Below are 26,001 nucleotides of genomic sequence, written 5' to 3' on the forward strand. Positions count from 1 at the left end.
GATAACTTTGCTACTTACCGATGCAGAAGCTGGAAAAGATCCGCCCCAGCAAATCATCCGAGCTGAACGCACCGGTGATCTCCCCCAACAGCTGCTGCGCTTGACGCAGATCCTCCGCCAGCAGCTCCCCTGCCCCCGCCAAGGTCAGCTGTGCCCGACCGTGCTCCAGAGCCGCACTGGCATGGCGCAGCGCCTCCAAGTGCCTGCGGCGCGCACTGAAGCTGCTTTCCGAGGTTTGCTCGTAGCCCATGCAGGCCTTGAGATGATCACGCAGCAGTTCAAGGCCATCCCCGGCCGACTTGGCACTCAGGCTGATAGTCACGTGGCCATCTGCGCTGGTTGCCAGGGCGATGGCTTCGCCCGTGAGGTCCGCCTTGTTGCGGATCAACGTGACTTTGGCGGGGTCCGGCCGTTGCTCGAGAAATTCCGGCCACAAGGCAAAAGGATCCACAGCCTCCGGTGCCGTGGCGTCTACCACCAGCAACACGCGATCGGCTTCGCCGATGGCCTTGAGCGCCCGTTCCACGCCGATTTTTTCCACCTGGTCGTCGGTATCGCGCAAACCCGCGGTGTCGACCACGTGCAGCGGCATGCCATCGATGTGGATATGTTCGCGCAAGATATCCCGGGTAGTACCGGCAATCTCCGTGACGATAGCCGCTTCGCGACCCGCCAGGGCATTCAACAGACTGGATTTGCCGGCATTGGGCCGCCCCGCGATGACCACGGTCATACCGTCACGCAGCAAGGCACCCTGCCCGGCTTCGCGCAGCACTGTGGATAACTCGTCGCGAACTTTATCCAGCATTGTCAGAACGTGACCGTCGGCGAGGAAGTCGATTTCTTCCTCTGGAAAATCAATCGCCGCTTCAACATAGATGCGCAGGCTGATCAATTGCTCGGTCAAGTTATGCACACGCAACGAAAAGGCGCCCTGCAGCGAGCGCAGGGCATTGCGCGCCGCCTGTGCAGAACTGGCCTCGATCAAGTCGGCAATGGCTTCGGCCTGGGCCAGGTCAAGCTTGTCATTGAGGAAGGCCCGCTCGCTGAATTCACCTGGACGTGCCAGGCGGCAACCCAGTTGCAGGCAGCGTTGCAGCAGCATATCCAGTACGACCGGACCGCCGTGGCCTTGTAATTCGAGGACGTCTTCACCGGTGAAGGAGTTCGGTCCGGGAAAATAGAGGGTCAGTCCTTCGTCCAGCACGCTTTCGTCGGCATCCAGGAATGGACCGTAATGGGCATAACGCGGTTTCAGCTCCCGACCGCTGATCGCCTTGGCTGCATGACCGGCGAGCGGCCCGGAAATACGCACAATACCGACACCGCCGCGACCTTGAGCGGTTGCAACAGCAGCGATGGTTTCACGGGGAGCGCTCATCAGCAGGTTCCAGGAGAAAAATGACGGAAAGCAAAACGCCCCACTAGGGGGCGTCTTGAGTGGTTACCCACAGAGTAAATTACGCCTCGGCTTTTTTGGTAGCCGCTTCGATTTTACGTGTGATGTACCACTGTTGAGAGATCGACAACACGTTGTTGACCACCCAGTACAGCACCAGACCGGCTGGGAACCACAGGAAGAAGAAGGTGAAGATGATTGGCATCATTTTCATCACTTTGGCCTGCATCGGGTCCGGCGGAGTCGGGTTCAGACGCTGCTGGATGAACATGGTCGCGCCCATGATGATCGGCAGGATAAAGAACGGGTCTTTGATCGACAGGTCAGTTATCCACAGCATGAACGGCGCCTGACGCATTTCCACGCTTTCCAGGAGCACCCAGTACAACGAGAGGAACACCGGCATCTGCACAAGAATCGGCAAGCATCCACCCAACGGGTTGATCTTCTCTTTCTTGTACAGCTCCATCATGGCCTGCGACATTTTCTGCCGGTCATCGCCATGTTGTTCTTTGAGCGCGGCCAGTTTCGGGGCCACTGCACGCATACGCGCCATCGATTTGTAGCTGGCAGCCGACAGAGGGAAGAAAAGTCCCTTGATCAGCATGGTCAGGAAGATAATCGACCAGCCCCAGTTACCGACGATGCTGTGGATATGTTGCAGCAACCAGAAGATTGGCTGGGCAATGAACCACAGGATGCCGTAATCCACAGTCAGTTCCAGACCTGGGGACAACTCTTTCAGGACAGCCTGGCTTTTAGGGCCGGCATACAGTGTGGCGCTGGTTTCAGCCTTGGCACCTGGAGCGACCGTCATCGCCGGGCCAGTGTAGCCAATGATGTAATTGCCTTTGCTGTCCTTGCGCGCCAGTACCGCGTTGTTCTGGCCGGGCTGAGGAATCCACGCCGTCACGAAGTAGTGTTGCAGCCAGGCTACCCAACCACCGTTCACGTTGTAAGTGATCGGTGCTTTGAGTTTGTCTTCGGCCACTTTATCCATGTCTTTCATGGATACTTTTTTATACGGCTCCGAACTTGTCCACAGGGCGGCGCCCAGGTAAGTCGCGGTACCGGTCGCCGTGCTCGACGATGGATCCGAGCTGGCGTCGCGCTTGAGCTGGGCAAACATTGCACCGGTCCAAGGTTGAGCGCTCTGGTTGTCGATCAGGTAAGTGACAACGATATCGTACAGGCCACGCTTGAGTGTGAAGCGCTTGATGTAGTTGACGCCGTCCTTGCTGAACTTCAGGTCAACGACCAGTTGGTCCTGGCCATCGGCCAGTTGGTAGCTCTTCTTCTCCGAAGAGAAAATCGGACGACCGGCTGCGCTCGCGTCCGGGCCGTTGGTGCCGATCAGGCCACTTTGTGCCTGGTAAACACGTTCGCCACCGTTATCGAACAACTGGAATGGAATTTCCGGGTGATCCTGACGACGCGGATACAGCGGCAGTGTCAGCTTGGCAACATCGCCACCTTGCGGGTCGATCGCCAGGTCCAACACATCCGTTTTGATCTGAATGAGGTCGGTGCTTGTGGCAACTGCCACTTCGGCAGGTGCTTTTGTTTCGCCCGCTGCGCGTGGAATGTCATCACTGGCGGCAGTATTGGTGCCACTCGCTGCATCGGGTAGCCCCGTTGGAACAGCATTGGCAGCAACATTCTGAGTCGGCAGGGCAGCCTGGCCGTAGTCCTGGTTCCATTTAAGGACCATGACGTAGGACACGATTGCCAGGGCGACGATCAGGATCGTGCGTTTAATATCCATGATTACTCGGCCATCGAAGAAGAACGGGAGGTAGGGATAGGCGGAACCGGGTCATAACCACCGGGATTCCACGGATGACAGCGACCTAAACGACGAAAGGTCAGCCAGCCACCGCGCAGAAGACCATGATTTTCTATGGCTTCTAACGCGTAGCAGGAACAACTGGGGTAGAAACGACAGTGGTTGGCCATCAGAGGACTAATGGCATAGCGATAAAACTGGATCGGAACGAGCGCCAGTTTACGCATCAAGACTGTCTACCCCTACAGTTTCGGTGCTGACTGCTGGTGCTGGCTTGTGGGTACGCGCCAAACGTTTCCAGAGCTTGCCGAAATGCTGAATCAATTCGGGGTTTTCTACATCACCCAAGCCTTTGCGCGCGACGATAACAATATCCCAACCAACCAGAGTGTCCTGGTGGAGGCGAAACGATTCGCGCATCAGACGCTTGAGGCGATTGCGCTCAACGGAGAGCTTTACGCTCTTCTTGCCGATCACCAACCCGAGACGGGGATGATCAAGATCGTTGTTACGCGCAAGGAGCAGGAGATTTTTCCCCGGAACCTTGCCGGTGGGGGAGTCAAAGACTGCCTTGAAATGCCGGGGGGTTAGCAGACGCTTTTCCCGACTGAAGTCCTGACTCACCACCAGTACCGGATTATCAAACTGCCAGACGCGCACGACCTTTGGCGCGACGACGCGACAGGACAGCACGGCCGTTCTTGGTAGCCATGCGAGCACGGAAGCCGTGGGTGCGGGCGCGTTTGATGGTGCTTGGTTGGAAAGTACGTTTCATGGCGTTGTTACCTGGTTCGTCCACAACGGGCCGGAATGGCCCCCGTTTTAAGAGACCGGCGATTCTAGAGAAAGCAAGCCTCTAGGTCAATTTCCAACCAGCTTTTCCTTCTAATTAGATATTCATGGGCAACGCGACCTTTTCCATCTGCTCGGCTTCCAGGGGCAATGCCATAGATATAAAAATAAAGAAGGAAGTTATTTAAAGCTTTTCTGTAAAGCTTATAAAAGCTAGGCAGGCCATCCTCTGTGGATAAGTGCCTTTAGGCCATATTCCGCCTGATGTACAGAGAATGACAACATGGGGGAGAAACGGTGCCCTGCCTGTGCTGCGCTGTCGGATAAGCTGTGCATGGAAAGGGTTGTTATCCACAGGCCAGTTACCCACAGACTTTCGACCCCACTTGTACAACGAGCTTAGGGACGCTTATCCACAGAGCTTATGCACAGACCATTGGTCGCCTTTTTTTTGCATAAGACGTTGATTTTGACTGGCCCGTGAGCAAGCTACATGTGGATAAGTGGACGGCTGGCCGCTACAATGGCGGCTGTTTTTGCCTCACCGGCTTTCAACTTAGGGGATATCCGTGTCAGTGGAACTTTGGCAGCAGTGCGTGGAGCTTTTGCGCGATGAGCTGCCTGCCCAGCAATTCAACACCTGGATCCGTCCGCTACAAGTCGAAGCCGAAGGCGACGAGTTGCGTGTCTACGCACCCAATCGTTTTGTTCTCGACTGGGTCAACGAGAAGTATCTGGGCCGCGTTCTCGAATTGCTCGATGAACACGGCAACGGTCTCGCGCCCGCGCTCTCCTTATTAATAGGCAGCAAACGCAGTTCCGCACCTCGTGCCGCGCCGAATGCGCCATTGGCTGCCGCCGCTTCGCAAGCCCAGGCTGCAGCCGCGCCGGCCGCGGCTGCTCCCGCACCGGCACCTGCGCGTTCCAAGTCCTCTGCGCCAAAAAATGCCCCAGAGAACGAAGAGCCCTCCCGCGACAGCTTCGACCCGATGGCGGGCGCCAGCTCCCAACAAGCACCGGTGCGCGCCGAACAGCGCACCGTGCAGGTCGAAGGTGCGCTCAAGCACACCAGTTATCTGAATCGCACCTTTACCTTCGAGAACTTCGTAGAAGGTAAATCCAACCAGTTGGCCCGTGCGGCCGCCTGGCAAGTCGCCGATAACCCCAAGCACGGTTACAACCCGCTCTTTCTTTATGGTGGCGTCGGCTTGGGTAAGACGCACTTGATGCATGCTGTGGGTAACCACCTGCTAAAGAAGAATCCGAATGCGAAGGTCGTGTACCTGCACTCCGAGCGCTTCGTGGCAGACATGGTCAAGGCCCTGCAGCTCAACGCCATCAACGAGTTCAAGCGGTTCTACCGCTCCGTGGATGCCTTGCTGATTGATGACATCCAATTCTTCGCCCGCAAGGAACGTTCCCAGGAAGAGTTTTTCCACACCTTCAACGCCTTGCTCGAAGGTGGCCAGCAGGTCATCTTGACCAGCGACCGCTATCCAAAGGAAATCGAAGGCCTGGAAGAACGCTTGAAATCCCGCTTCGGCTGGGGCCTGACCGTTGCTGTAGAGCCACCGGAACTGGAAACCCGCGTCGCGATCCTGATGAAAAAGGCCGACCAGGCCAAGGTCGACCTGCCCCACGACGCGGCGTTTTTTATCGCCCAGCGCATTCGTTCCAACGTGCGTGAACTGGAGGGTGCGCTCAAGCGGGTCATCGCGCACTCGCACTTCATGGGCCGTGATATCACCATCGAGTTGATTCGCGAATCCCTCAAAGACTTGTTGGCACTGCAGGACAAACTGGTGAGTGTGGATAACATCCAGCGAACCGTGGCTGAGTACTACAAGATCAAGATTTCCGACCTGCTGTCCAAGCGTCGCTCGCGCTCGGTCGCACGCCCGCGTCAGGTGGCCATGGCCCTCTCCAAGGAGCTGACCAACCATAGCCTGCCGGAAATCGGTGATGTATTTGGCGGTCGCGACCACACCACGGTCTTGCACGCATGCCGCAAAATCAACGAACTTAAGGAATCCGACGCGGATATTCGCGAGGACTACAAGAACCTGCTGCGTACACTGACTACGTGATGACACCAGCGCAGCTTATTAAGGCAAGGGACTAGACCATGCATTTCACCATTCAACGCGAAGCCCTGTTGAAACCCCTGCAACTGGTCGCAGGCGTCGTCGAGCGCCGACAGACCTTGCCGGTGCTTTCCAACGTATTACTGGTTGTAGAAGGCCAACAGTTGTCCCTGACCGGTACCGACCTTGAAGTCGAACTGGTTGGTCGTGTACAGCTGGAAGAGCCTGCCGAACCGGGCGAGATCACGGTACCGGCGCGCAAGCTGATGGACATCTGCAAGAGCCTGCCGAACGACGCGCTGATCGACATCAAGGTTGATGAGCAGAAGTTGGTGGTGAAGGCCGGCCGTAGTCGTTTCACCTTGTCGACACTGCCGGCCAATGATTTCCCGACGGTAGAAGAAGGCCCTGGCTCGCTGACCTGCAGCCTGGAGCAAAGCAAATTGCGCCGTTTGATCGAGCGCACCAGCTTCGCCATGGCCCAACAGGACGTGCGTTACTACCTCAACGGCATGCTGCTGGAGGTGTCCGAGGGCATTATCCGCGCTGTAGCCACTGACGGTCACCGTCTGGCAATGTGCTCAATGCGCGCCGATATCGGCCAGCCGGACCGTCACCAGGTGATCGTGCCGCGCAAAGGTATCCTTGAACTGGCGCGCCTGCTGACCGAGCCGGACGGCAATGTCAGTATCGTGTTGGGCCAGCATCACATTCGCGCGACCACTGGTGAGTTTACCTTCACTTCCAAACTGGTCGACGGCAAGTTCCCGGATTACGAGCGCGTGTTGCCAAAAGGCGGTGATAAGCTGGTACTCGGCGATCGTCAGGCGCTGCGTGAAGCGTTCAGCCGTACGGCGATTCTGTCCAACGAAAAGTACCGTGGTATCCGCCTGCAGCTGGCCAATGGTCAACTGAAAATCCAGGCCAATAACCCGGAACAGGAAGAGGCAGAAGAAGAAATCAGTGTTGATTACAACGGCGGCTCGTTGGAAATCGGCTTTAATGTCAGCTACCTGCTCGATGTACTGGGTGTGATGACCACCGAACAGGTTCGCCTGATTCTGTCGGACTCCAACAGCAGCGCCCTGGTGCAGGAATCCGATAACGACGACTCGGCTTACGTTGTCATGCCGATGCGCCTGTAATCATGCTCAGCAGAAGCTAGATGTCCCTCAGTCGCGTCTCGGTCACCGCGGTGCGCAATCTGCATCCGGTGACCTTCTCTCCCTCTCCCCGCATCAATATCCTCCACGGCGCCAATGGCAGTGGCAAAACCAGCGTGTTGGAAGCCATTCACTTGCTGGGGCTCGCCCGTTCCTTCCGCAGTGCGCGCCTGTTGCCGGTTATCCAGTACGAACAACTGGCAGCTACGGTATTCGGCCAGGTTGAATTGGCGGAAGGTGGGCACAGCAATCTAGGAATATCCCGTGATCGCGGCGGTGAGTTTCAAATTCGTATCGACGGACAAAATGCTCGCAGTGCTGCGCAGCTGGCGGAAATCCTTCCGCTGCAATTGATCAACCCTGATAGTTTTCGTCTGTTGGAAGGGGCACCGAAAATCCGCAGGCAATTCCTCGATTGGGGAGTGTTCCACGTGGAACCACGGTTCATGGCCACTTGGCAGCGCCTGCAGAAGGCCCTGCGGCAGCGGAACTCATGGCTTCGACATGGTACACTTGACGCCGCTTCGCAAGCGGCTTGGGACCGGGAACTGTGCCTGGCCAGCGACGAAATAGATGAATACCGCCGCGCCTATATCAAAGCCTTGAAACCAGTCTTTGAACAGACCTTGAGCGAGTTGCTGGATCTCGAGGGACTGACCCTGAGCTATTACCGTGGCTGGGACAAAGATCGTGAACTGAGTGCGGTACTTGCCACCTCTTTGCAGCGAGATCAGCAAATTGGTCATACCCAGGCAGGCCCCCAACGGGCTGATTTGCGTCTTAGGTTAGGCGCTCATAACGCCGCGGATATCTTGTCCCGTGGCCAGCAGAAGTTGGTGGTGTGCGCATTGCGTATCGCCCAAGGCCACTTGGTTAGCCAAGCCCGACGTGGTCAGTGTATTTATCTTGTGGATGACTTGCCGTCCGAACTCGACGAGCAACACCGCCGCGCGCTATGCCGCTTGTTGGAAGACTTACGCTGCCAGGTGTTTATCACCTGTGTAGACCACGAATTATTGAGGGAAGGCTGGCAGACGGAAACGCCAGTCGCTTTGTTCCACGTGGAACAAGGCCGTATCACCCAGACCCACGACCATCGGGAGTGAAGGCATGAGCGAAGAAAACACGTACGACTCGACCAGCATTAAAGTGCTGAAAGGTTTGGATGCCGTACGCAAACGTCCCGGTATGTACATTGGCGACACTGATGACGGTAGCGGTCTGCACCACATGGTGTTCGAGGTGGTCGACAACTCCATCGACGAAGCTTTGGCCGGTCACTGCGACGACATCAGCATCATCATCCACCCGGACGAATCCATTACCGTGCGTGACAACGGTCGTGGCATCCCGGTAGACGTACACAAAGAAGAAGGCGTTTCGGCGGCAGAGGTCATCATGACTGTGCTCCACGCTGGCGGTAAGTTCGACGACAACTCCTATAAAGTCTCCGGCGGTTTGCACGGTGTAGGTGTGTCGGTGGTGAACGCGCTGTCCGAAGAGCTGATCCTGACCGTTCGCCGTAGCGGCAAGATCTGGGAACAGACCTATGTCCACGGTGTTCCACAAGAACCGATGAAAATCGTCGGTGACAGTGAAACCACCGGCACCCAGATCCACTTCAAGCCATCGGCCGATACCTTCAAGAATATCCACTTCAGCTGGGACATCCTGGCCAAGCGTATTCGTGAGCTGTCTTTCCTTAACTCCGGTGTGGGTATCGTCCTCAAGGACGAGCGCAGCGGCAAGGAAGAGCTGTTCAAGTACGAAGGCGGTCTGCGTGCGTTCGTTGAATACCTGAACACCAACAAGACTGCGGTCAACCAGGTGTTCCACTTCAACATCCAGCGTGAAGATGGCATCGGCGTAGAAATCGCTTTGCAGTGGAACGACAGCTTCAACGAGAACCTGTTGTGCTTCACCAACAATATTCCACAGCGCGACGGCGGTACTCACTTGGTGGGTTTCCGTTCCGCACTGACGCGTAACCTGAACACCTACATCGAAGCCGAAGGTCTGGCCAAGAAGCATAAAGTCGCCACCACCGGTGACGATGCGCGGGAAGGCCTGACTGCGATCATCTCGGTGAAAGTGCCTGACCCTAAGTTCAGCTCCCAGACCAAAGACAAGCTGGTGTCTTCCGAAGTGAAGACCGCCGTGGAACAGGAGATGGGCAAATACTTCTCCGACTTCCTGCTGGAAAACCCGAACGAAGCCAAGCTTGTTGTCGGCAAGATGATCGACGCCGCACGTGCCCGTGAAGCCGCGCGTAAAGCCCGTGAGATGACCCGCCGTAAAGGCGCGCTGGACATCGCCGGCCTGCCGGGCAAATTGGCTGACTGTCAGGAAAAGGACCCTGCCCTTTCCGAACTGTACTTGGTGGAAGGTGACTCTGCTGGCGGTTCCGCCAAGCAGGGTCGCAACCGTCGCACCCAGGCTATCCTGCCGTTGAAGGGTAAGATCCTCAACGTTGAGAAGGCACGTTTCGACAAGATGATTTCCTCCCAGGAAGTCGGCACCTTGATCACGGCGTTGGGCTGCGGTATTGGCCGTGACGAGTACAACATCGACAAGCTGCGCTACCACAACATCATCATCATGACCGATGCCGACGTCGACGGTTCGCACATCCGTACCTTGCTGCTGACCTTCTTCTTCCGTCAGTTGCCGGAGCTGATCGAGCGCGGCTACATCTACATTGCCCAGCCGCCGTTGTACAAAGTGAAAAAGGGCAAGCAAGAGCAATACATCAAAGACGACGACGCCATGGAAGAGTACATGACGCAGTCGGCCCTGGAAGATGCCAGCCTGCACTTGAACGACGAAGCCCCAGGTATCTCCGGCGAATCGCTGGAGCGGTTGGTCAACGATTTCCGCATGGTAATGAAGACCCTCAAGCGTTTGTCGCGCCTGTACCCGCAGGAGCTGACCGAGCACTTCATCTATCTGCCGGCCGTGAGCTTGGAACAACTGGGTGATCACGCTCACATGCAGGATTGGTTGGCACAGTACGAAGTACGTCTGCGCACCGTCGAGAAGTCTGGTCTGGTTTACAAAGCCAGCCTGCGTGAAGACCGTGAACGTAACGTCTGGCTGCCAGAGGTCGAACTGATTTCCCACGGCCTGTCGAACTACGTCACTTTTAATCGTGACTTCTTCGGCAGTAACGACTACAAGACCGTGGTGACCTTGGGCGCACAACTGAGCACCCTGTTGGACGACGGCGCTTATATTCAACGTGGCGAACGCAAGAAGCAGGTCAAGGAATTCAAGGAAGCCCTCGACTGGCTGATGGCTGAAAGCACCAAGCGTCACACGATTCAGCGATACAAAGGTCTGGGGGAAATGAACCCGGATCAATTGTGGGAAACCACCATGGACCCGGCCCAGCGCCGCATGCTGCGCGTGACCATCGAAGACGCCATTGGCGCAGACCAGATTTTCAACACCCTGATGGGTGATGCGGTCGAGCCTCGTCGTGACTTCATCGAGAGTAACGCCTTGGCAGTGTCCAACCTGGACTTCTGATCCAGATGTAACGTGCCACAATAAAAAGGCCAACGCTCAGCGTTGGCCTTTTTTATGGCGTGAAACTAACGACTTTCTTAAATGCTCCACGTGGAACATCTCGGTTTTCAGCTCTGGTTCGCCATTGCCACACTTTCCAATCGATACCCATACCCATAGATCGTCAACAGCTGCCAACCCCGATCAGCCGTGAGTCCCAGCTTGTTGCGCAGTCGATAGATATGCGTATCCAACGGCCGTGAGGACACCATTTCTTCATGGGTCCAGAACCGCTCATACAGATACTCGCGTGAAAGCGGTCGTGCCAGATTGGCGAAGAGGCAACTGGCCAATCGGTACTCGCGTTCGGTGAGGTTGATGGGTTTACCCGCACGTGTGACGGTCAACTCGGCATCGTCGAAGGTCAGGTCGTTGAAGCTCTGCACTTCATGGGCCGGCGATTTTTGCAGACCATGGCGCCGTAGAACAGCAGTGACACGGGCTTTGAGTTCGTTGGGGCGAAAGGGTTTGCTGACGTAGTCGTCGGCGCCGCTGTTCAGCGCGGTGACGATATCGCTCTCGGCGTCTCGGCTGGTCAGCATGATCACGGCCGGTGGCGATTCCATGTGGTCACGAGTCCAGCGCAGCAGTGCGATACCGGTGATATCGGGTAATTGCCAATCGAGTATCAGCAGGTCGAAGGTTTCTCGGCGCAGTTGGCGCAACAGGTCTTCACCGCGTTCGAAGCAATGCAGGGCCCAGGGCTGTTCGGCGGTGCTGGCGATTTGTCGCAGTGTCTGTTCTACCCGACGCAGTTCTGCGGGTTCGTCATCCAGTATTGCGACACGCATGGGAAGGTCCTTTCTTCTTGAAGAGTTCGACAGCCATCTGCCTTTTTCGATTGAAGGCAATACTGCGTAGATGCCGGTCGGTGAATCTGAATAATTGTGCTCAGATTCGTCGACCCCCTGGATCTCTCGGTACGCTGGGATCAATAAGGAATAACCCACTGAAAGTACTCGATACCTAAGTGGGAAAGATACCGGCTCCCGACCGCAAGGAAAAGGATCTGCCGACGCGTGCGCTGTCGTAAACTTCAGTGCGCGCTTGGTGGATGATCTCTGGACCCCCAGCGTCATGAACACCCGGCAGGAAAACTTTTCCACAGCGTCGAAAATGAGCTTCACTGGGCTCAACGCGTCGCTCCATCTCGCGCGTGTATCGGTTTGCGGCGAGCACCGCCAGGAGGGGTCTATGGCATCTTCTACCACATGCCAGCAACACAGGCGCGCTGACCCATGATGCTCTGGGGCAAGGCTGAAAAACGTCAACCCACCCATGCCCAGCGCCTGTTCCACGGTCTGGTGCGTGAATGGTTATGGATCGGCTTGCTGTTGTTGCCGATCACTGCCTATCTCTCAATCAGTCCTGGGCTGGCCTTTAACAACACCTTATATGACAGCCTTCGTCGTCTGACGCCATTGCCGGCGGACCCACGCATCTTGCTGGTCACTATCGACGATCCCAGCTTGAAAAAACTCGGCCAATGGCCCTGGCCTCGCAGGGTCCACGCTGACCTGATCGATCGCCTGAGCGCCGCGCAACCTGCCGGCATTCTATTTGACGTGATCTTCAGTGAGCCCGGCGACCCCGCCAGTGACAAGCGTCTGGCGGACGCGGTGTGTAACGCCGGCAACGTAGTGCTGCCCCTGGCACCCGACGACGTCGTCAGCTACAGCCAAGCCAGGGCACAAATTCTGCCAGTGCTCAAATGCGCCAGGGGCGTTGGGCACATCAATGTGGAAGCCGATAGTGACGGCGTGGTTCGCAGTCTGTACCTGCGTGAGGGCCCACCCGATGCTACGGTGCCGCATTTGGTATGGCTGGCCTATACGATGAGCGGCCAACCCGCACAGATGCCAGGAGCAGCGCCTCAGGAACCGATCACGCAGGACTGGCAACGCGCACACGCGGTCCGCATCCCGTTTATCGAGCCAGTCAGCCATTTTCGAAGCGTTTCGTATGTCAGCGTACTCCAAGGTGAAATTCCTCCCGAGCAGCTACGTGATCGTCTGATTCTGGTCGGAGCAACGGCTTCGGGGATGGGCGATCGTTTTTTCACGCCGCTCTCCTCCACGGTCGGTACCACGGCGGGTGTGGAGATCCAGGCCAATGTGCTCAATGGCTTTTTGCAGGACCGTAGCATCGTGGATTTGCCTGGGTGGCTCGCAGCACTGATGGCGACGTCCCTGGTGGCAATACTGCTGGGCTTGCTGCTCTACCGTCCACGTTATGCGCTATGGATGGCACTGGGCTGCATGGCCGTGGCGCTGATGGGTTCCTGGCTTCTGTTACGACTGGGCCACTGGTGGTCGCCCGCTGCTTGTTTGATCGGCTTGCTGCTCAGTTACCTGATCTGGAACTGGCGCCGTCTCAGCGTAATCCTCGCCTACTTCGGTTGGGAATTGGCGCGTCTGGATAACGAACCCAAAGTGCTGCCTGAACGTCGTCGTGCGCCGGCCAGCAAAGGTGACGTGTTGCAGACACGCATCTTTGCCCTGGAGCAGGCCGTAAGCCGTACGCGGGATACCCGACGTTTCATGGCCGATGGGCTGGAGTGTCTTCCGGTGGCGACGCTGATCACCGACACCCAAGGCAATATCCTGCTGGCCAACCGCATTGCACGCGATGTCTTCGGCAATGACCTGGTCAACCAGAACCTCTTGGAACAACTGGTTGACCTGGGTTACCCACCTCTGCACAACGGCGTGCGCCCTGCCCTTTCGGCGTTGGAACTCGTTGAGTTTCGCGATATTCACCAGCGCAGCCTGCGCATGGAACTCGCCCCTTTATTGCCCGCTGAGGGTGATGTGGCGTTGGGATGGTTGTTGAGTCTCACCGACCTGAGCAAGGAGCGCGAGGCGCAGCAGCACCGGGAAACTATGTTGCGCTTCCTCTCTCATGACTTGCGTGCACCGCACTCGGCGATCCTGGCGCTGCTGGACGTGCATAACGCCGAGTCACCGGTTTTTGCCCAGATCGAGCAGCAAGTGCGCCGTGCCCTGAGCCTGACTGAGTCTTTCGTCCAGCTGGCGAAAGCCGAGGCCGACGGCTACCACTTCCAGCCGACACTGTTCGCGATGCTGGTGATGGATGCCTTCGACCAGGTTGCGCTGATTGCCCAGCTCAAGGGCATTCATCTGGTTCATGATCTGGACGAAGCCGATGAGGGAATGGTGTCAGCCGACCAATCGCTGCTCACCCGTGGCTTGTTCAATATGCTGGAGAACGCAATCAAATACTCGCCTTCGGGCACCACGGTGAGGTTGCGCCACAGCAGTGCCGACGGTTGGTTGGAGTGCCGCATCAGCGACCAGGGCCCGGGGATCGCCGCCGAGGATTTGCCGCAACTGTTCAGCCAATACAAACGCTTTGATTCTGCTCAGGGCAGCGAAGGATTGGGGTTGGGCCTGACGATGGTCAAAGCGGTTGTGGAGCGCCACGGTGGCCATATCGACTGCGAAAGCACAGTGGGCAAAGGCACGACGTTCACTGTGCAACTGCCCTTGCTGGATGACTGAAAACGTACGTTTTCACTGTGCATAAAAAACCGATCACAAGAATCGGTTTTTTTATGCGAAAAACTTATGCACGTTTTTCGTTGTTTTGGCAGAAAAAGAAATATCTATTGAAAACAGTCAGTTAAATCCTAAAAAAGCCAATTTTCGAACAAACCGTACACAGGTTATCCACAGATGCTCATACCACCGGTGTGTCCACCACAACCGGCTCCGGCGGCAGGGAGCCCATGGCGCGCTGCTGCGCTTCATTCCAGGCCTGGGCACGCTCGTTCAGCGCGGCGATGGCGCGCGGGCCTTCGCCCGTTGCATACATCGGCTCGCCAATCACCACGGTGATTGTGCCTTCGCGCTTGGCCCAACCGGTCTTCGGCCAGAACTTGCCGGCATTGTGTGCAATCGGCAGTACCGGCAGGTTGGCATTGACTGCCAGAGCGGTACCGCCTCGGGAGAACTTGCCCACTGTGCCATAGGGCACTCGCGTGCCTTCCGGGAAGATCAGTACCCAGACGCCATCCTTGAGCAACTCGTCGCCCTTCTTGGCTACATGCTTGAGCGCTGCCTTGGGGTTGTCCCGGTCGATGGCGATCGGACGCAACATGGCCATGGCCCAGCCGAAGAACGGCACATACAGCAGCTCGCGCTTGAGCACCTGGCTCAAGGGCGAGAAGTACGCCGAGAGGAAGAACGTCTCCCAGGTGCTCTGGTGGTTCGACAGAATCACGCAGGGCTGTTCCGGGACGTTTTCAGCGCCCTTGATCTCGAAACGGATGTTCAGAAACACCTTGGTCAGCCACAACGCGCAGCGGCACCAATAGACGTTGATGAAGCGATAACGCGCCTTGAATGGCAAAAAGGGCGCAATAAAAAAGCTCAGGGTGCACCAGAGAAGCGAACTGGTGCCCAGCAGCAGGTAAAAGAAAAAGGTTCTGATGGCCTGCAAGATCGACATGGCGGCATTTACCGTTGCGGGACACGGCCCGCCTGTTGAAAAGCGCACTCCCGAACAATCCTTGGTCAGGAAGTCGAGGGCGGCTAGTTGTTGATAAGTTCTGCGGCGACTGCCGCCAGATCGTCAAAAATCAAAGTGCCTACCGGCAGGTTTTTCGCCTGGGTCTTCTCGCCTTTCCCGGTTTTTACCAAAACTGGCTGAGAATCGACGGCTTTGGCTGCCTCCAAGTCACCGAGGCTGTCACCGACGAACCATATCCCAGCTAACGGCACGTTGTAATGTTCTGCAATGGTTTTCAACATGCCCGGTTTGGGCTTGCGGCAATCGCAGCCCTCATCCGGCCCGTGGGGGCAGTACGTCACCAACCCCACCTCACCGCCCTGCTCCTCCACTAACGTGCGCAAGCGCGCGTGCATGGCGTCCAGGGTGGGGATGTCGTAGTAGCCACGGGCAATGCCGGACTGGTTGGTGGCGATGGCCACGGTCCAGCCGGCTTTGCTCAACTGCGCGATGGCCTCGATCGAGCCAGGCAGTGGAATCCACTCCGCCACCGACTTGATGTAATCGTCGGAGTCGTAGTTGATCACCCCGTCCCGATCGAGAATCAGCAGTTTCAACATGGTCAGCTCAGCGTCGAAATGTCAGCGATATTGATGAACAAGCTACGCAGACGCGCCAGCATGGCGTAGCGGTTTTTCCGCACGCCGGCATCTTCGGCATTGATCATCACCGCTTCGAAGAATGCATCCACCGGCTCACGCAAGGTGGCCAGGCGTGCCAGGGCTTCGGCGTAGTTGCGTTCGGCGATCAGCGGCTTCACGGCGTTTTCTGCCTTGGCGATGGCCGAGTTCAGCGAGAACTCCTTGGCATCGGCAAACAGGCCAGGGTCGACGTCGGCGTTGCCCAGGCCTTCGGCCTTGCTCAGCAGGTTCGACACACGCTTGTTCACCGCGGCCAGGGCATCGGCTTCCGGCAGCTTGCGGAACGCTTGCACAGCTTGCACACGCTGATCGAAGTCCAGCGCCGAAGCCGGTTGCAGGGCACGTACCGACAGGTAGACGGAAACGTCCACGCCTTCGTCTTCGTAACGCGCGCGCAGACGGTCGAACACGAACTCCAGCACTTGCTCGGCCAGGCCGGCTTGCTTGACCTTGGCACCGAACTGGCCGACGGCGAACACCACGGCCTGGGTCAGGTCGAGGTCGAGCTTCTTGTCGATCAGGATGCGCAGCACGCCCAGGGCGGCACGGCGCAGGGCATAGGGGTCTTTGCTACCGGTAGGCAGCATGCCGATACCGAAGATACCGACCAGCGTATCGAGCTTGTCGGCGATGGCCACAGCCGCACCGGTCAGGGTGGTCGGCAGTTCTGCACCGGCACCGCGCGGCATGTACTGCTCGTTCAGCGCCAGGGCGACGTCGTCTGCTTCGCCGTCGTTGAGGGCGTAGTAGTAGCCGGCAACACCCTGCATCTCAGGGAATTCGCCGACCATCTCGGTGGCCAGGTCGCACTTGGACAGCAAGCCGGCACGCGCGGCCCAGGCTGCGTCGCCACCGATGCGCGGGGCAATGTAGGCCGCCAGCTTGGACACACGCACGGCCTTGTCGTAGACGCTGCCAAGTTTTTCCTGGAACACCACGTTTTGCAGGCGCAGGTTGAAGTCTTCGAGCTTCTGTTTCTTGTCCTGCTTGAAGAAGAACTCAGCGTCGGTCAGGCGCGGGCGAACGACTTTTTCGTTACCGGCGATGATCTGCTGCGGGTCCTTGCTCTCGATGTTGGCCACGGTGATAAAACGCGGCAGCAACTTGCCGTCCACGTCCAGCAGGCAGAAGTACTTCTGGTTGTCCTGCATGGTGGTGATCAAGGCTTCCTGCGGCACGTCTAGGAAACGCTCTTCGAACGAGCACACCAGCGGCACAGGCCACTCGACCAGGGCGGTGACTTCGTCGAGCAGGCTTGGCGGCACGATGGCGGTGCCTTCCTGCAGACGGGCCAGTTCTTCGGTGCGCTTGCTGATCAGCTCGCGACGCTCATTGGCGTCCGCCAGTACATAGGCGGCGCGCAGGTCGTTGAGGTAGCTGGCCGGCGACGTGATGCGCACGCTTTGCGGATGGTGGAAGCGGTGTCCACGTGAGTCGCGACCGGCCTTCTGGGCAAGGATGGTGCAGTCGATGACCTGGTCACCGAGCAGCATCACCAGCCATTGGGTTGGGCGTACGAACTCTTCCTTGCGTGCACCCCAGCGCATGCGCTTGGGGATAGGCAGGTCATTCAGGGAATCTTCGACGATGGTCGGCAGCAGGCTGGCGGTCGGCTTGCCGGTGATGACCTGGCTGAAACGCAGTTTCGGACCGCTCTGGTCGATCTCGCTCAGCTCCACGCCACACTTCTTGGCAAAACCAAGGGCGGCCTGGGTCGGGTTGCCGTCGGCGTCGAACGCGGCCTGACGCGGCGGGCCGTCGAGGTTGATGCTGCGGTCCGGCTGCTGGGTTTCCAGCGCGGTCAGCAATACAGCCAGGCGACGCGGCGCGGCGTAGACCTTCTTGGCTTCAAACTTCAGGCCGGCGGTGTGCAGACCTTTTTCGATACCGGCCAGGAACGCCTCGGCCAGGGTGTTGAGTGCCTTGGGTGGCAGCTCTTCGGTGCCCAGTTCAACCAGGAAATCTTGAGCACTCATTGCGCAGCCTCCAGCTTAGCCAACACTTCATCACGCAAATCCTCGGTTGCCATCGGGAAGCCCAGCTTGGCGCGGGCCAGCAGGTAGGCTTGGGCGACGGAACGCGCCAGGGTGCGTACACGCAGGATGTATTGCTGACGCGCGGTGACCGAGATGGCACGGCGGGCATCCAGCAGGTTGAAGGTATGGGACGCCTTCAACACCATTTCATAGCTCGGCAACGGCAGCGGCTGGTCGAGTTCGATCAGGCGCTTGGCTTCGCTTTCATAGAAATCGAACAATTCGAACAGCTTGTCGACGTTCGCGTGTTCGAAGTTGTAAGTGGACTGCTCCACTTCGTTCTGGTGGAACACATCGCCGTAGGTCACCTTGCCGAACGGGCCGTCAGCCCACACCAGGTCGTAGACCGAGTCCACGCCCTGCAGGTACATAGCCAGGCGTTCGAGACCGTAGGTGATTTCGCCGGTTACCGGGTAGCACTCGATGCCGCCCGCTTGCTGGAAGTAAGTGAATTGCGTCACTTCCATGCCGTTGAGCCAGACTTCCCAGCCCAGGCCCCAGGCGCCCAGGGTTGGCGACTCCCAGTTGTCTTCGACGAAACGGATGTCGTGGACCAGTGGGTCCAGGCCGACGTGTTTCAACGAGCCCAGGTACAGTTCCTGGAAATTGTCCGGGTTCGGCTTCAATACCACCTGGAACTGGTAGTAGTGCTGCAGACGGTTCGGGTTTTCGCCGTAGCGGCCGTCAGTCGGGCGGCGACTGGGCTGCACATAAGCGGCGTTCCAGGTTTCCGGGCCGATGGCCCGCAGGAAGGTAGCGGTGTGGAAAGTGCCGGCGCCTACTTCCATATCGTAGGGCTGAAGTACCACACAACCTTGCTCGGCCCAGTATTGCTGGAGGGCGAGGATCAAGTCTTGGAAGGTACGCACGGCTGGCGTAGGCTGGCTCACGAAATTCACCTGTTACTTGGGCTGCGATTTAAAGAGCGGGAGTATACCCGATTCGGCCCCGCCACCACTCCCTGGAGCCTTATGCCACGCTGCTTTTGGTGTTCTGAAGATCCGCTGTACATGGCTTATCACGATCAAGAGTGGGGAACGCCGCTGCGCGATGCGCAGGGTTTGTTCGAGTTGCTTTTACTCGAAGGGTTCCAGGCGGGCCTGTCCTGGATCACCGTTTTACGCAAACGCGAGCATTATCGAAAGGTCTTGTTCGGGTTCGATGCGCAACGCCTGGCACGCTTGAGTGATGCCGAAATCGAAGCGCTGATGCTCGATCCGGGCATCGTGCGCAACCGCCTCAAGCTTAACGCCACCCGACGCAACGCCGCCGCCTGGTTGGGGTTGGAAGATCCGGTGGGCTTGCTCTGGTCGTTCGTCGGCGGCGTGCCCAAGGTCAATCACTTCAAGGACCGCAGCGAAGTCCCGGCGATTACGCCCGAGGCTGAAGCGATGAGCAAAGCGCTGAAAAAAGCCGGCTTCACCTTCGTCGGGCCGACCATTTGCTACGCGTTCATGCAGGCTTCGGGCATGGTCATGGACCACACTCAGGACTGCGACCGTTACGCGGACTTGGCCAACGCCGGTTAGAATGCGCGTTTTGCGCACCACACACGATCAGGAGTGACCTGTGGAAAAGTTAAAAGGCGCCTTGCTGGTAGGCGCTCTGCGGTTGTTTGCCCTGCTGCCCTGGCGGGCCGTACAAGCCGTCGGCACGGCCATCGGCTGGATCATGTGGAAAACCCCCAACCGTTCCCGTGACACGGTGCGGATCAACCTTTCCAAATGCTTCCCGAACATGGACCCGGCCGAGCGTGAGCGCCTGGTGGGTCGCAGCCTGATGGACATCGGCAAGTCCCTGACCGAAAGCGCCTGCGCCTGGATCTGGCCGGCCCAGCGTTCCATCGACCTGGTGCGTGAAGTCGAAGGCCTGGAAGTGCTGCACGAAGCCCTGGCCTCGGGCAAAGGCGTGGTCGGCATCACCAGTCACCTGGGCAACTGGGAGGTGTTGAACCACTTCTATTGCAGCCAGTGCAAACCGATCATTTTCTATCGTCCGCCCAAGCTCAAGGCGGTGGATGAGTTGCTGCGCAAGCAACGCGTACAACTGGGTAACCGCGTGGCCGCGTCGACCAAGGAAGGCATCCTCAGTGTCATCAAGGAAGTGCGCAAAGGTGGCCAGGTAGGCATTCCAGCGGATCCTGAACCGGCCGAATCCGCCGGGATCTTCGTGCCGTTCTTCGCCACCCAGGCGCTCACCAGCAAGTTCGTGCCGAACATGCTCGCGGGCCACAAGGCGGTTGGGGTCTTCCTCCACGCGCTGCGCCTGCCGGACGGTTCGGGCTACAAAGTGATCCTGGAAGCGGCGCCCGAAGATATGTACAGCACCGACACCGCCACGTCCTGCGCGGCGATGAGCAAGGTGGTGGAGCGTTATGTCGGCGCTTACCCGAGCCAGTACATGTGGAGCATGAAACGCTTCAAGAAACGTCCGCCGGGTGAAGCGCGCTGGTACTGATTCGCGACTGACTGAAGGTCAATGCAAAACCAATGTGGGAGGGGCGCTCAAGCCTGGCGGTCGAGTTTCTTCAGGAACACCGTCATTTCTTTTTCGGCCTGTTTGTCGCCATGGGCCTGGGCCGCTTCGATGCCCTTTTCCCACGCCAAGCGCGCTGCCGCACGATCTTCCAACCCCAGTTGCGCCTTGCCCAACAACTTCCACGCGGCGGAATATTTAGGGTCGAGCTCTACGCATTTGCTGAGGTGCTCGGCCGCCTTCGCATTGTCCTTCAAGTCCAGGTAACCCTTGCCCAAGCCAAAGCGCAGCAGTGAGTTATCCACACCCTTGGCGAGCATTTTTTCCAGGGATTCGAGCATTTCAACTACTCCGTTTGATCAGAAAAAGCTCAACCCCACGTGGAACAGTTTCTCCACATCGCGGATGTGTTTTTTATCCACAAGGAACAAAATCACATGGTCACCCGTGGCGATCACCGTATCGTCGTGGGCAATGATCACTTCCTCATCGCGAATGATCGCGCCGATGGTCGTGCCTGGTGGCAGGCCGATGTCGCGGATGGCTTTGCCGATCACTTTGCTCGACTTCGAATCACCGTGGGCGATCGCCTCGATGGCTTCCGCCGCGCCCCGGCGCAGGGAATGCACGCTGACGATATCGCCACGGCGTACGTGGGCGAGCAAGGTGCCGATGGTCGCCTGCTGCGGGCTGATGGCGATGTCGATATCGCCGCCCTGGATCAGGTCGACGTAGGCCGGGTTGTTGATGATGGTCATCACCTTCTTCGCCCCCAGCCGCTTGGCCAGCAACGACGACATGATGTTGGCTTCGTCATCGTTGGTCAGGGCCAGGAAGATATCGGCGTCGGCGATGTTTTCTTCCATCAGCAGGTCGCGGTCGGAGGCGCTGCCTTGCAGTACGACGGTGCTGTCGAGGGTGTCGGACAAATGCCGGCAGCGCGCCGGGCTCATCTCGATGATCTTCACCTGATAGCGGCTTTCGATGGCCTCGGCCAAGCGCTCGCCGATCTGTCCGCCGCCGGCGATGACAATGCGTTTGTAGTTCTCGTCGAGCCGGCGCATTTCACTCATTACGGCGCGAATATTCGCTTTGGCGGCGATGAAAAAAACTTCGTCGTCGGCCTCGATCACCGTATCGCCCTGGGGCAGGATCGGTCGGTCACGCCGAAAGATCGCCGCGACGCGGGTTTCCACATTTGGCATGTGTTCGCGCAACTGGCGCAGTTGCTGGCCGACCAGCGGACCGCCGTAATAGGCCTTCACCGCTACCAGTTGCGCCTTGCCACCGGCAAAGTCGATTACCTGCAAGGCGCCGGGAATCTCGATCAGGCGCTTGATGTAGTGAGTGACCACCTGTTCCGGACTGATCAGCACGTCGACCGGAATCGCGTCGTTGTCGAACAGGCCCGCGCGGGTCAGGTAGGCGGCTTCGCGCACCCGGGCGATCTTGGTCGGGGTGTGGAAGAGGGTGTGGGCGACCTGACAAGCGACCATGTTGGTTTCATCGCTGTTGGTCACGGCCACCAGCATGTCGGCATCGTCGGCACCGGCCTGGCGCAGCACCGTCGGAAACGATGCGCGGCCCTGTACGGTGCGGATATCCAGGCGGTCGCCGAGATCGCGCAGGCGCTCGCTGTCGGTGTCGACCACGGTGATGTCATTGGCCTCGCTGGCCAGATGTTCAGCCAGTGTGCCGCCAACCTGCCCTGCTCCAAGGATGATGATTTTCATCCGGTCACTCCCTTAAACGCATTCAGCCGCGCGCAGCAGCAATCTTGATCAGTTTGGCGTAGTAGAAGCCATCATGCCCGCCTTCCTGCACCAGCAATTGGCGGCCGTGGGGTTGCTTGATGCCGGCGGTCGTGGCGAGGTCCAGTTCCCGTGCGCCGCTGGTGCGGGCGAGGAAGGCTTCGATCACTTCGGTGTTTTCCGTGGGCAAGGTCGAGCAGGTGGCGTAGAGCAGGATGCCGCCGACTTCCAGGGTAGGCCACAGTGCGTCGAGCAGTTCGCCTTGCAGCACGGCCAGGGCGGCGATGTCGTCGGGCTGGCGGGTCAGCTTGATGTCCGGGTGACGACGGATCACGCCGGTGGCGGAGCAAGGAGCGTCAAGCAGGATGCGCTGGAACGGTTTGCCGTCCCACCAGGTGGCAGTGTCGCGGCCGTCGGCGGCGATCAGTTCGGCGCTGAGGCCCAGGCGGGCAAGGTTTTCCCGTACACGTACCAGGCGCTTGGCTTCCAGGTCGACGGCGACTACACCGGCCAGGTCTTTTTCGACTTCCAGAATGTGACACGTCTTACCGCCGGGGGCGCAGCAGGCATCGAGCACCCGCTGGCCTGGGGCGAGGTCGAGCAGGTCGGCGGCCAGCTGTGCGGCTTCGTCCTGCACACTGATCCAACCTTCGGCAAAGCCCGGCAGGCTGCGCACGTCGGCGGCGGCTTCGAGCACGATGCCGTCGGTGCTGTACACACACGGCGTGGCGTTGATGCCTGCCGCTGTCAGCAATTGCAAATACGCGTCACGGCCGTGATGGCGACGATTGACCCGCAAAATCATCGGTGGGTGAGCATTGTTGGCCGCGCAAATCGCTTCCCACTGCTCAGGCCAGAACGCCTTGAGGGATTTTTGCAGCCAGCGCGGGTGGGCGGTGCGCACCACCGGGTCGTGTTCCAGCTCGGCCAGCAGTGCTTCGCTTTCGCGCTGGGCGCGGCGCAACACGGCGTTGAGCAGGGCTTTGGCCCAGGGCTTTTTCAGCTTGTCGGCGCAACCGACGGTTTCGCCGATGGCGGCGTGGGCCGGCACGCGAGTGTAGAGCAACTGATAAAGACCGACCAACAGCAGTGCCTCGACATCGGCGTCCGCCGCCTTGAACGGTTTTTGCAGCAGCTTGGCCGCCAGCGCCGACAAGCGCGGCTGCCAACGGGCGGTACCAAAGGCCAGGTCCTGGGTGAAGCCGCGATCGCGGTCTTCAACCTTGTCCAATTGCATGGGCAACGAACTGTTCAGCGAGGCCTTGCCATTGAGTACGGCGGCGAGGGCCTTGGCGGCGGCCAGACGTGGGTTCATTGCGCAGCCACCCCTAGTACGGTGCCCAGGGCAAATTTCTCACGACGGCTGTTGAACAAATCACTGAAGTTCAGCGCCTTGCCACCGGGTAATTGCAGACGAGTCAGGCACAGCGCCTGTTCACCGCAGGCGACTGACAAGCCGTCCTTGCTGGCGCCAATGATCTCACCGGGGGCGCCTTTGCCGTCGGTGAGGGTCGCCGCCAATACTTTCAAGGCCTCGCCGTTGAGCGTGCTGTGGCAGATTGGCCACGGGTTGAACGCGCGTACAAGGCGCTCCAGTTCCACGGCCGGGCGGCTCCAGTCGAGGCGTGCTTCGTCTTTGTTCAATTTGTGGGCGTAGGTGGCCAGGCTGTCGTCCTGCACTTCACCTTCCAGAGTGCCGGCTGCGAGACCGGCGATGGCCCGGATCACGGCAGGCGGACCCATCTCGGCCAGGCGGTCGTGCAGGCTGCCGCCGGTGTCTTCGGCAGTGATTGGGGTGATGACTTTGAGCAGCATCGGGCCGGTGTCCAAGCCCGCCTCCATGCGCATCACGGTCACACCGCTTTCGCTGTCACCCGCCTCCACCGCGCGCTGGATCGGCGCCGCACCGCGCCAGCGTGGCAGCAGCGAGGCGTGGCTGTTGATGCAACCCAGGCGCGGGATGTCCAGCACCACCTGCGGCAGGATCAAGCCGTAGGCCACCACCACCAGCAGGTCGGGCTTGAGCGCGGCCAGCTCGGCCTGGGCCTCGGCGTTGCGCAAGGTCGGTGGCTGCAGCACAGGGATGTTGTGTTCGAGCGCCAGTTGCTTGACCGGGCTGGGCATCAGTTTTTGTCCGCGACCGGCCGGGCGATCCGGCTGTGTGTACACCGCGACGATGTCATAAGGGCTGGCCAGCAGCGCCTTGAGGTGTTCGGCGGCAAATTCGGGTGTACCGGCAAAAACAATGCGCAGTGGCTCGGTCATGGGAGGTCTCGGTTAAAAGCAGTCACAAAAGAAAAAGGCTTGCCGCAGCAAGCCTTTGGAAGGAGGGCATCAAGCTTGCTGGCGATGCTTTTTTTCCAGCTTCTTCTTGATTCGGTCGCGCTTGAGCGTGGACAGGTAATCCACAAACAGCTTGCCGTTGAGGTGGTCGCACTCGTGCTGGATACACACCGCCAGCAGGCCTTCGGCAATCATCTCGAACGGCTTGCCGTCGCGGTCCAGCGCCTTGATCTTCACGCGCAGCGGGCGTTCGACGTTCTCGTAGAACTCCGGCACCGACAGGCAGCCTTCCTGGTATTCGCCCATCTCGTCGGTCAGCGGTTCGAACTCGGGGTTGATGTACACCCTCGGTTCGCTGCGATCTTCGGACAGGTCCATGACCACCACGCGCAGGTGCACGTTGACCTGGGTCGCGGCGAGGCCGATGCCTGGGGCTTCATACATTGTTTCAAACATGTCATCGACCAACTGACGAACCTTGTCGTCCACTACGGCCACCGGTTTGGCGATCGTGCGCAGGCGCGAGTCGGGAAATTCGAGGATGTTCAAAATAGCCATAAGCGTAATTGCTGCACATGTGAGGTAGAGGCAAATCGGCGGTGGGATGGACCCACATGGCCGGTGTGGAACGCTCGCAAGCCGCGAAGGCCCTGGCATTTCACGCGAACGCACATAATAAAGGAGATTCACCCCATGAGGAAATCGCTACTCGTCTTGCTGCTGTGGGCGCCGTTCGCCATGGCCCTGCTGCCCCCGCCCGAGCAACGCCTGGATCGGTCAATGCAACAGGCCATCCAACACTTTTTAACGCACAACCGCATTCTGGATTCGCCCCAGGATCTGGACAACGCGCCTTACATCGTCGCGGCAGGCGTCGGCCGCGTGCTGGGCGCGACGGGGGAACGCGTGCACGCCAGAGGCGCCCTTGACCCAACTCAGCCGAGCTATGGGATCTTTCGCCGGGGCAAGGTCTACACCGACCCGCGCACCGGAGAGCTGCTGGGCATCAACGCTGATGATATTGGTACTGCGCGTTTTGTCACCGCCGGTGACCTCAGTACCATGGCCGTGCAGCGCGTCACCCAGGAAGTGCGCCCCGGTGACCGTCTGCTGCGTGTCGAAGTGCCCGTTGCCGGTACCCGCGTCGATACCACCAAGCCCGCGCCCCTCGTTGAAGGACAGATCATCGATATCCCCAAGGGCGTCACCCAGATCGGTGTGCTGGATACGGTCATCCTGAACAAAGGGCGCCGCGACGGCCTGGTCGAAGGCCGACTGCTCACTGTGATGAAGGCCGGCGTCAGCGTGCGCGACACGCTCACCGGTGCTGCGGCGAACCTGCCGGATGAACGCGCCGGCACGCTGTTGGTGTTCCGCACTTATGAAAAGCTCAGCTATGGGCTGGTGCTCAGCGCATCGCATCCGCTGGCAGTGATGGACCGTTTCGAGACTGTCCGCCAACCGCAATAAATAGCCTGCTAAATAAGTTACCAA

Annotated in this window: 23 protein-coding genes; 8 read left to right on the plus strand and 15 right to left on the minus strand. The window is 58.9% G+C overall.

Annotated features, from left to right (window positions below; all coding sequences use genetic code 11):
• Window positions 1-10: 10 nt before the first annotated feature.
• The 5 genes from mnmE to rpmH form a co-directional block, all read right to left on the minus strand.
• Window positions 11-1,381 carry a tRNA uridine-5-carboxymethylaminomethyl(34) synthesis GTPase MnmE gene (gene mnmE / locus V6M90_RS06130; RefSeq protein ID WP_003177077.1) on the minus strand — a complete coding sequence of 457 codons (1,371 nt, stop codon included), beginning with the start codon at window positions 1,379-1,381 and terminating at the stop codon, window positions 11-13.
• Between the two features lie 79 nt (window positions 1,382-1,460).
• A complete protein-coding gene (yidC, locus tag V6M90_RS06135; RefSeq protein ID WP_003177078.1) occupies window positions 1,461-3,164 on the minus strand; it encodes a membrane protein insertase YidC in 1,704 nt (567 codons plus the stop codon).
• A gap of 2 nt (window positions 3,165-3,166) precedes the next feature.
• Window positions 3,167-3,412, minus strand: coding sequence for a membrane protein insertion efficiency factor YidD (yidD, locus tag V6M90_RS06140; RefSeq protein ID WP_003213574.1), 246 nt, complete (start codon window positions 3,410-3,412; stop codon window positions 3,167-3,169).
• A complete protein-coding gene (gene rnpA / locus V6M90_RS06145) occupies window positions 3,405-3,812 on the minus strand; it encodes a ribonuclease P protein component (protein WP_020302575.1) in 408 nt (135 codons plus the stop codon). Before rnpA ends, yidD begins: the two co-directional genes overlap by 8 nt.
• A gap of 13 nt (window positions 3,813-3,825) precedes the next feature.
• Window positions 3,826-3,960 carry a 50S ribosomal protein L34 gene (gene rpmH / locus V6M90_RS06150; RefSeq protein ID WP_003213577.1) on the minus strand — a complete coding sequence of 45 codons (135 nt, stop codon included), beginning with the start codon at window positions 3,958-3,960 and terminating at the stop codon, window positions 3,826-3,828.
• 586 nt (window positions 3,961-4,546) lie between these two features.
• On the opposite strand from rpmH, the gene dnaA reads away from it, so the two are divergent.
• Genes dnaA through gyrB form a run of 4 tightly spaced genes read left to right on the plus strand, consistent with a single transcriptional unit; the run spans window position 4,547 to window position 10,752 of the window.
• Window positions 4,547-6,064, plus strand: a complete 1,518-nt coding sequence (dnaA, locus tag V6M90_RS06155; RefSeq protein WP_141062808.1) for a chromosomal replication initiator protein DnaA — start codon at window positions 4,547-4,549, stop codon at window positions 6,062-6,064.
• Between the two features lie 38 nt (window positions 6,065-6,102).
• Entirely contained in the window at window positions 6,103-7,206 is a 1,104-nt protein-coding gene (gene dnaN, locus V6M90_RS06160) for a DNA polymerase III subunit beta (RefSeq protein ID WP_003170701.1), read from the plus strand.
• 20 nt (window positions 7,207-7,226) lie between these two features.
• Window positions 7,227-8,330, plus strand: coding sequence for a DNA replication/repair protein RecF (recF, locus tag V6M90_RS06165; RefSeq protein ID WP_003170702.1), 1,104 nt, complete (start codon window positions 7,227-7,229; stop codon window positions 8,328-8,330).
• Between the two features lie 4 nt (window positions 8,331-8,334).
• Window positions 8,335-10,752 (plus strand): DNA topoisomerase (ATP-hydrolyzing) subunit B, encoded by a 2,418-nt coding sequence (gene gyrB / locus V6M90_RS06170; RefSeq protein WP_003170703.1) that lies wholly within the window; start codon window positions 8,335-8,337, stop codon window positions 10,750-10,752.
• A 107-nt stretch (window positions 10,753-10,859) separates the two neighbouring features.
• Here the strand turns inward: gyrB and V6M90_RS06175 are convergent, their stop codons facing one another.
• Complete coding sequence (locus tag V6M90_RS06175) at window positions 10,860-11,582, minus strand: response regulator transcription factor (RefSeq protein ID WP_332846207.1); 723 nt, start codon at window positions 11,580-11,582, stop codon at window positions 10,860-10,862.
• Window positions 11,583-12,029: 447 nt separating this feature from the next.
• Here V6M90_RS06175 and V6M90_RS06180 point away from each other — a divergent pair, with 447 nt between their 5' ends.
• Window positions 12,030-14,312 (plus strand): CHASE2 domain-containing protein, encoded by a 2,283-nt coding sequence (locus tag V6M90_RS06180; protein WP_141062785.1) that lies wholly within the window; start codon window positions 12,030-12,032, stop codon window positions 14,310-14,312.
• 178 nt (window positions 14,313-14,490) lie between these two features.
• Here V6M90_RS06180 and V6M90_RS06185 read toward each other — a convergent pair whose 3' ends face one another.
• The 4 genes from V6M90_RS06185 to glyQ all read right to left on the minus strand — a co-directional run bounded on the left by V6M90_RS06185 (window position 14,491) and on the right by glyQ (window position 18,888).
• On the minus strand, window positions 14,491-15,261 hold the full coding sequence (locus V6M90_RS06185) for a lysophospholipid acyltransferase family protein (protein WP_141062784.1): 771 nt from the start codon (window positions 15,259-15,261) through the stop codon (window positions 14,491-14,493).
• Window positions 15,262-15,344: 83 nt separating this feature from the next.
• Window positions 15,345-15,881 carry a D-glycero-beta-D-manno-heptose 1,7-bisphosphate 7-phosphatase gene (gene gmhB / locus V6M90_RS06190; RefSeq protein ID WP_332846208.1) on the minus strand — a complete coding sequence of 179 codons (537 nt, stop codon included), beginning with the start codon at window positions 15,879-15,881 and terminating at the stop codon, window positions 15,345-15,347.
• Window positions 15,882-15,883: 2 nt separating this feature from the next.
• Window positions 15,884-17,938, minus strand: a complete 2,055-nt coding sequence (gene glyS, locus V6M90_RS06195; protein WP_141062783.1) for a glycine--tRNA ligase subunit beta — start codon at window positions 17,936-17,938, stop codon at window positions 15,884-15,886.
• Entirely contained in the window at window positions 17,935-18,888 is a 954-nt protein-coding gene (gene glyQ / locus V6M90_RS06200) for a glycine--tRNA ligase subunit alpha (protein ID WP_003170711.1), read from the minus strand. Before glyQ ends, glyS begins: the two co-directional genes overlap by 4 nt.
• Window positions 18,889-18,969: 81 nt before the next feature.
• On the opposite strand from glyQ, the gene V6M90_RS06205 reads away from it, so the two are divergent.
• On the plus strand, window positions 18,970-19,527 hold the full coding sequence (locus V6M90_RS06205; RefSeq protein ID WP_003170713.1) for a DNA-3-methyladenine glycosylase I: 558 nt from the start codon (window positions 18,970-18,972) through the stop codon (window positions 19,525-19,527).
• Between the two features lie 40 nt (window positions 19,528-19,567).
• Complete coding sequence (locus V6M90_RS06210; RefSeq protein ID WP_078826670.1) at window positions 19,568-20,455, plus strand: lysophospholipid acyltransferase; 888 nt, start codon at window positions 19,568-19,570, stop codon at window positions 20,453-20,455.
• A gap of 47 nt (window positions 20,456-20,502) precedes the next feature.
• Here V6M90_RS06210 and V6M90_RS06215 read toward each other — a convergent pair whose 3' ends face one another.
• The 5 genes from V6M90_RS06215 to def all read right to left on the minus strand — a co-directional run bounded on the left by V6M90_RS06215 (window position 20,503) and on the right by def (window position 25,065).
• Complete coding sequence (locus tag V6M90_RS06215; RefSeq protein WP_003170717.1) at window positions 20,503-20,814, minus strand: hypothetical protein; 312 nt, start codon at window positions 20,812-20,814, stop codon at window positions 20,503-20,505.
• Between the two features lie 18 nt (window positions 20,815-20,832).
• Window positions 20,833-22,206 (minus strand): Trk system potassium transporter TrkA, encoded by a 1,374-nt coding sequence (gene trkA, locus V6M90_RS06220; RefSeq protein ID WP_141062782.1) that lies wholly within the window; start codon window positions 22,204-22,206, stop codon window positions 20,833-20,835.
• A gap of 22 nt (window positions 22,207-22,228) precedes the next feature.
• On the minus strand, window positions 22,229-23,539 hold the full coding sequence (rsmB, locus tag V6M90_RS06225) for a 16S rRNA (cytosine(967)-C(5))-methyltransferase RsmB (protein ID WP_003170720.1): 1,311 nt from the start codon (window positions 23,537-23,539) through the stop codon (window positions 22,229-22,231).
• Window positions 23,536-24,489 (minus strand): methionyl-tRNA formyltransferase, encoded by a 954-nt coding sequence (gene fmt, locus V6M90_RS06230; RefSeq protein ID WP_003170723.1) that lies wholly within the window; start codon window positions 24,487-24,489, stop codon window positions 23,536-23,538. The genes rsmB and fmt overlap by 4 nt, the downstream gene beginning before the upstream one ends.
• A 69-nt stretch (window positions 24,490-24,558) precedes the next feature.
• Window positions 24,559-25,065, minus strand: coding sequence for a peptide deformylase (gene def / locus V6M90_RS06235; protein ID WP_042943972.1), 507 nt, complete (start codon window positions 25,063-25,065; stop codon window positions 24,559-24,561).
• 135 nt (window positions 25,066-25,200) lie between these two features.
• Between def and V6M90_RS06240 the strand changes: the two genes are divergently transcribed.
• Entirely contained in the window at window positions 25,201-25,977 is a 777-nt protein-coding gene (locus tag V6M90_RS06240) for a peptidoglycan-binding protein (RefSeq protein WP_332846209.1), read from the plus strand.
• Window positions 25,978-26,001 lie beyond the last annotated feature (24 nt).

Origin of the sequence: Pseudomonas lactucae (assembly GCF_036688725.1) — a bacterium.
GTDB lineage: Bacteria > Pseudomonadota > Gammaproteobacteria > Pseudomonadales > Pseudomonadaceae > Aquipseudomonas > Aquipseudomonas lactucae.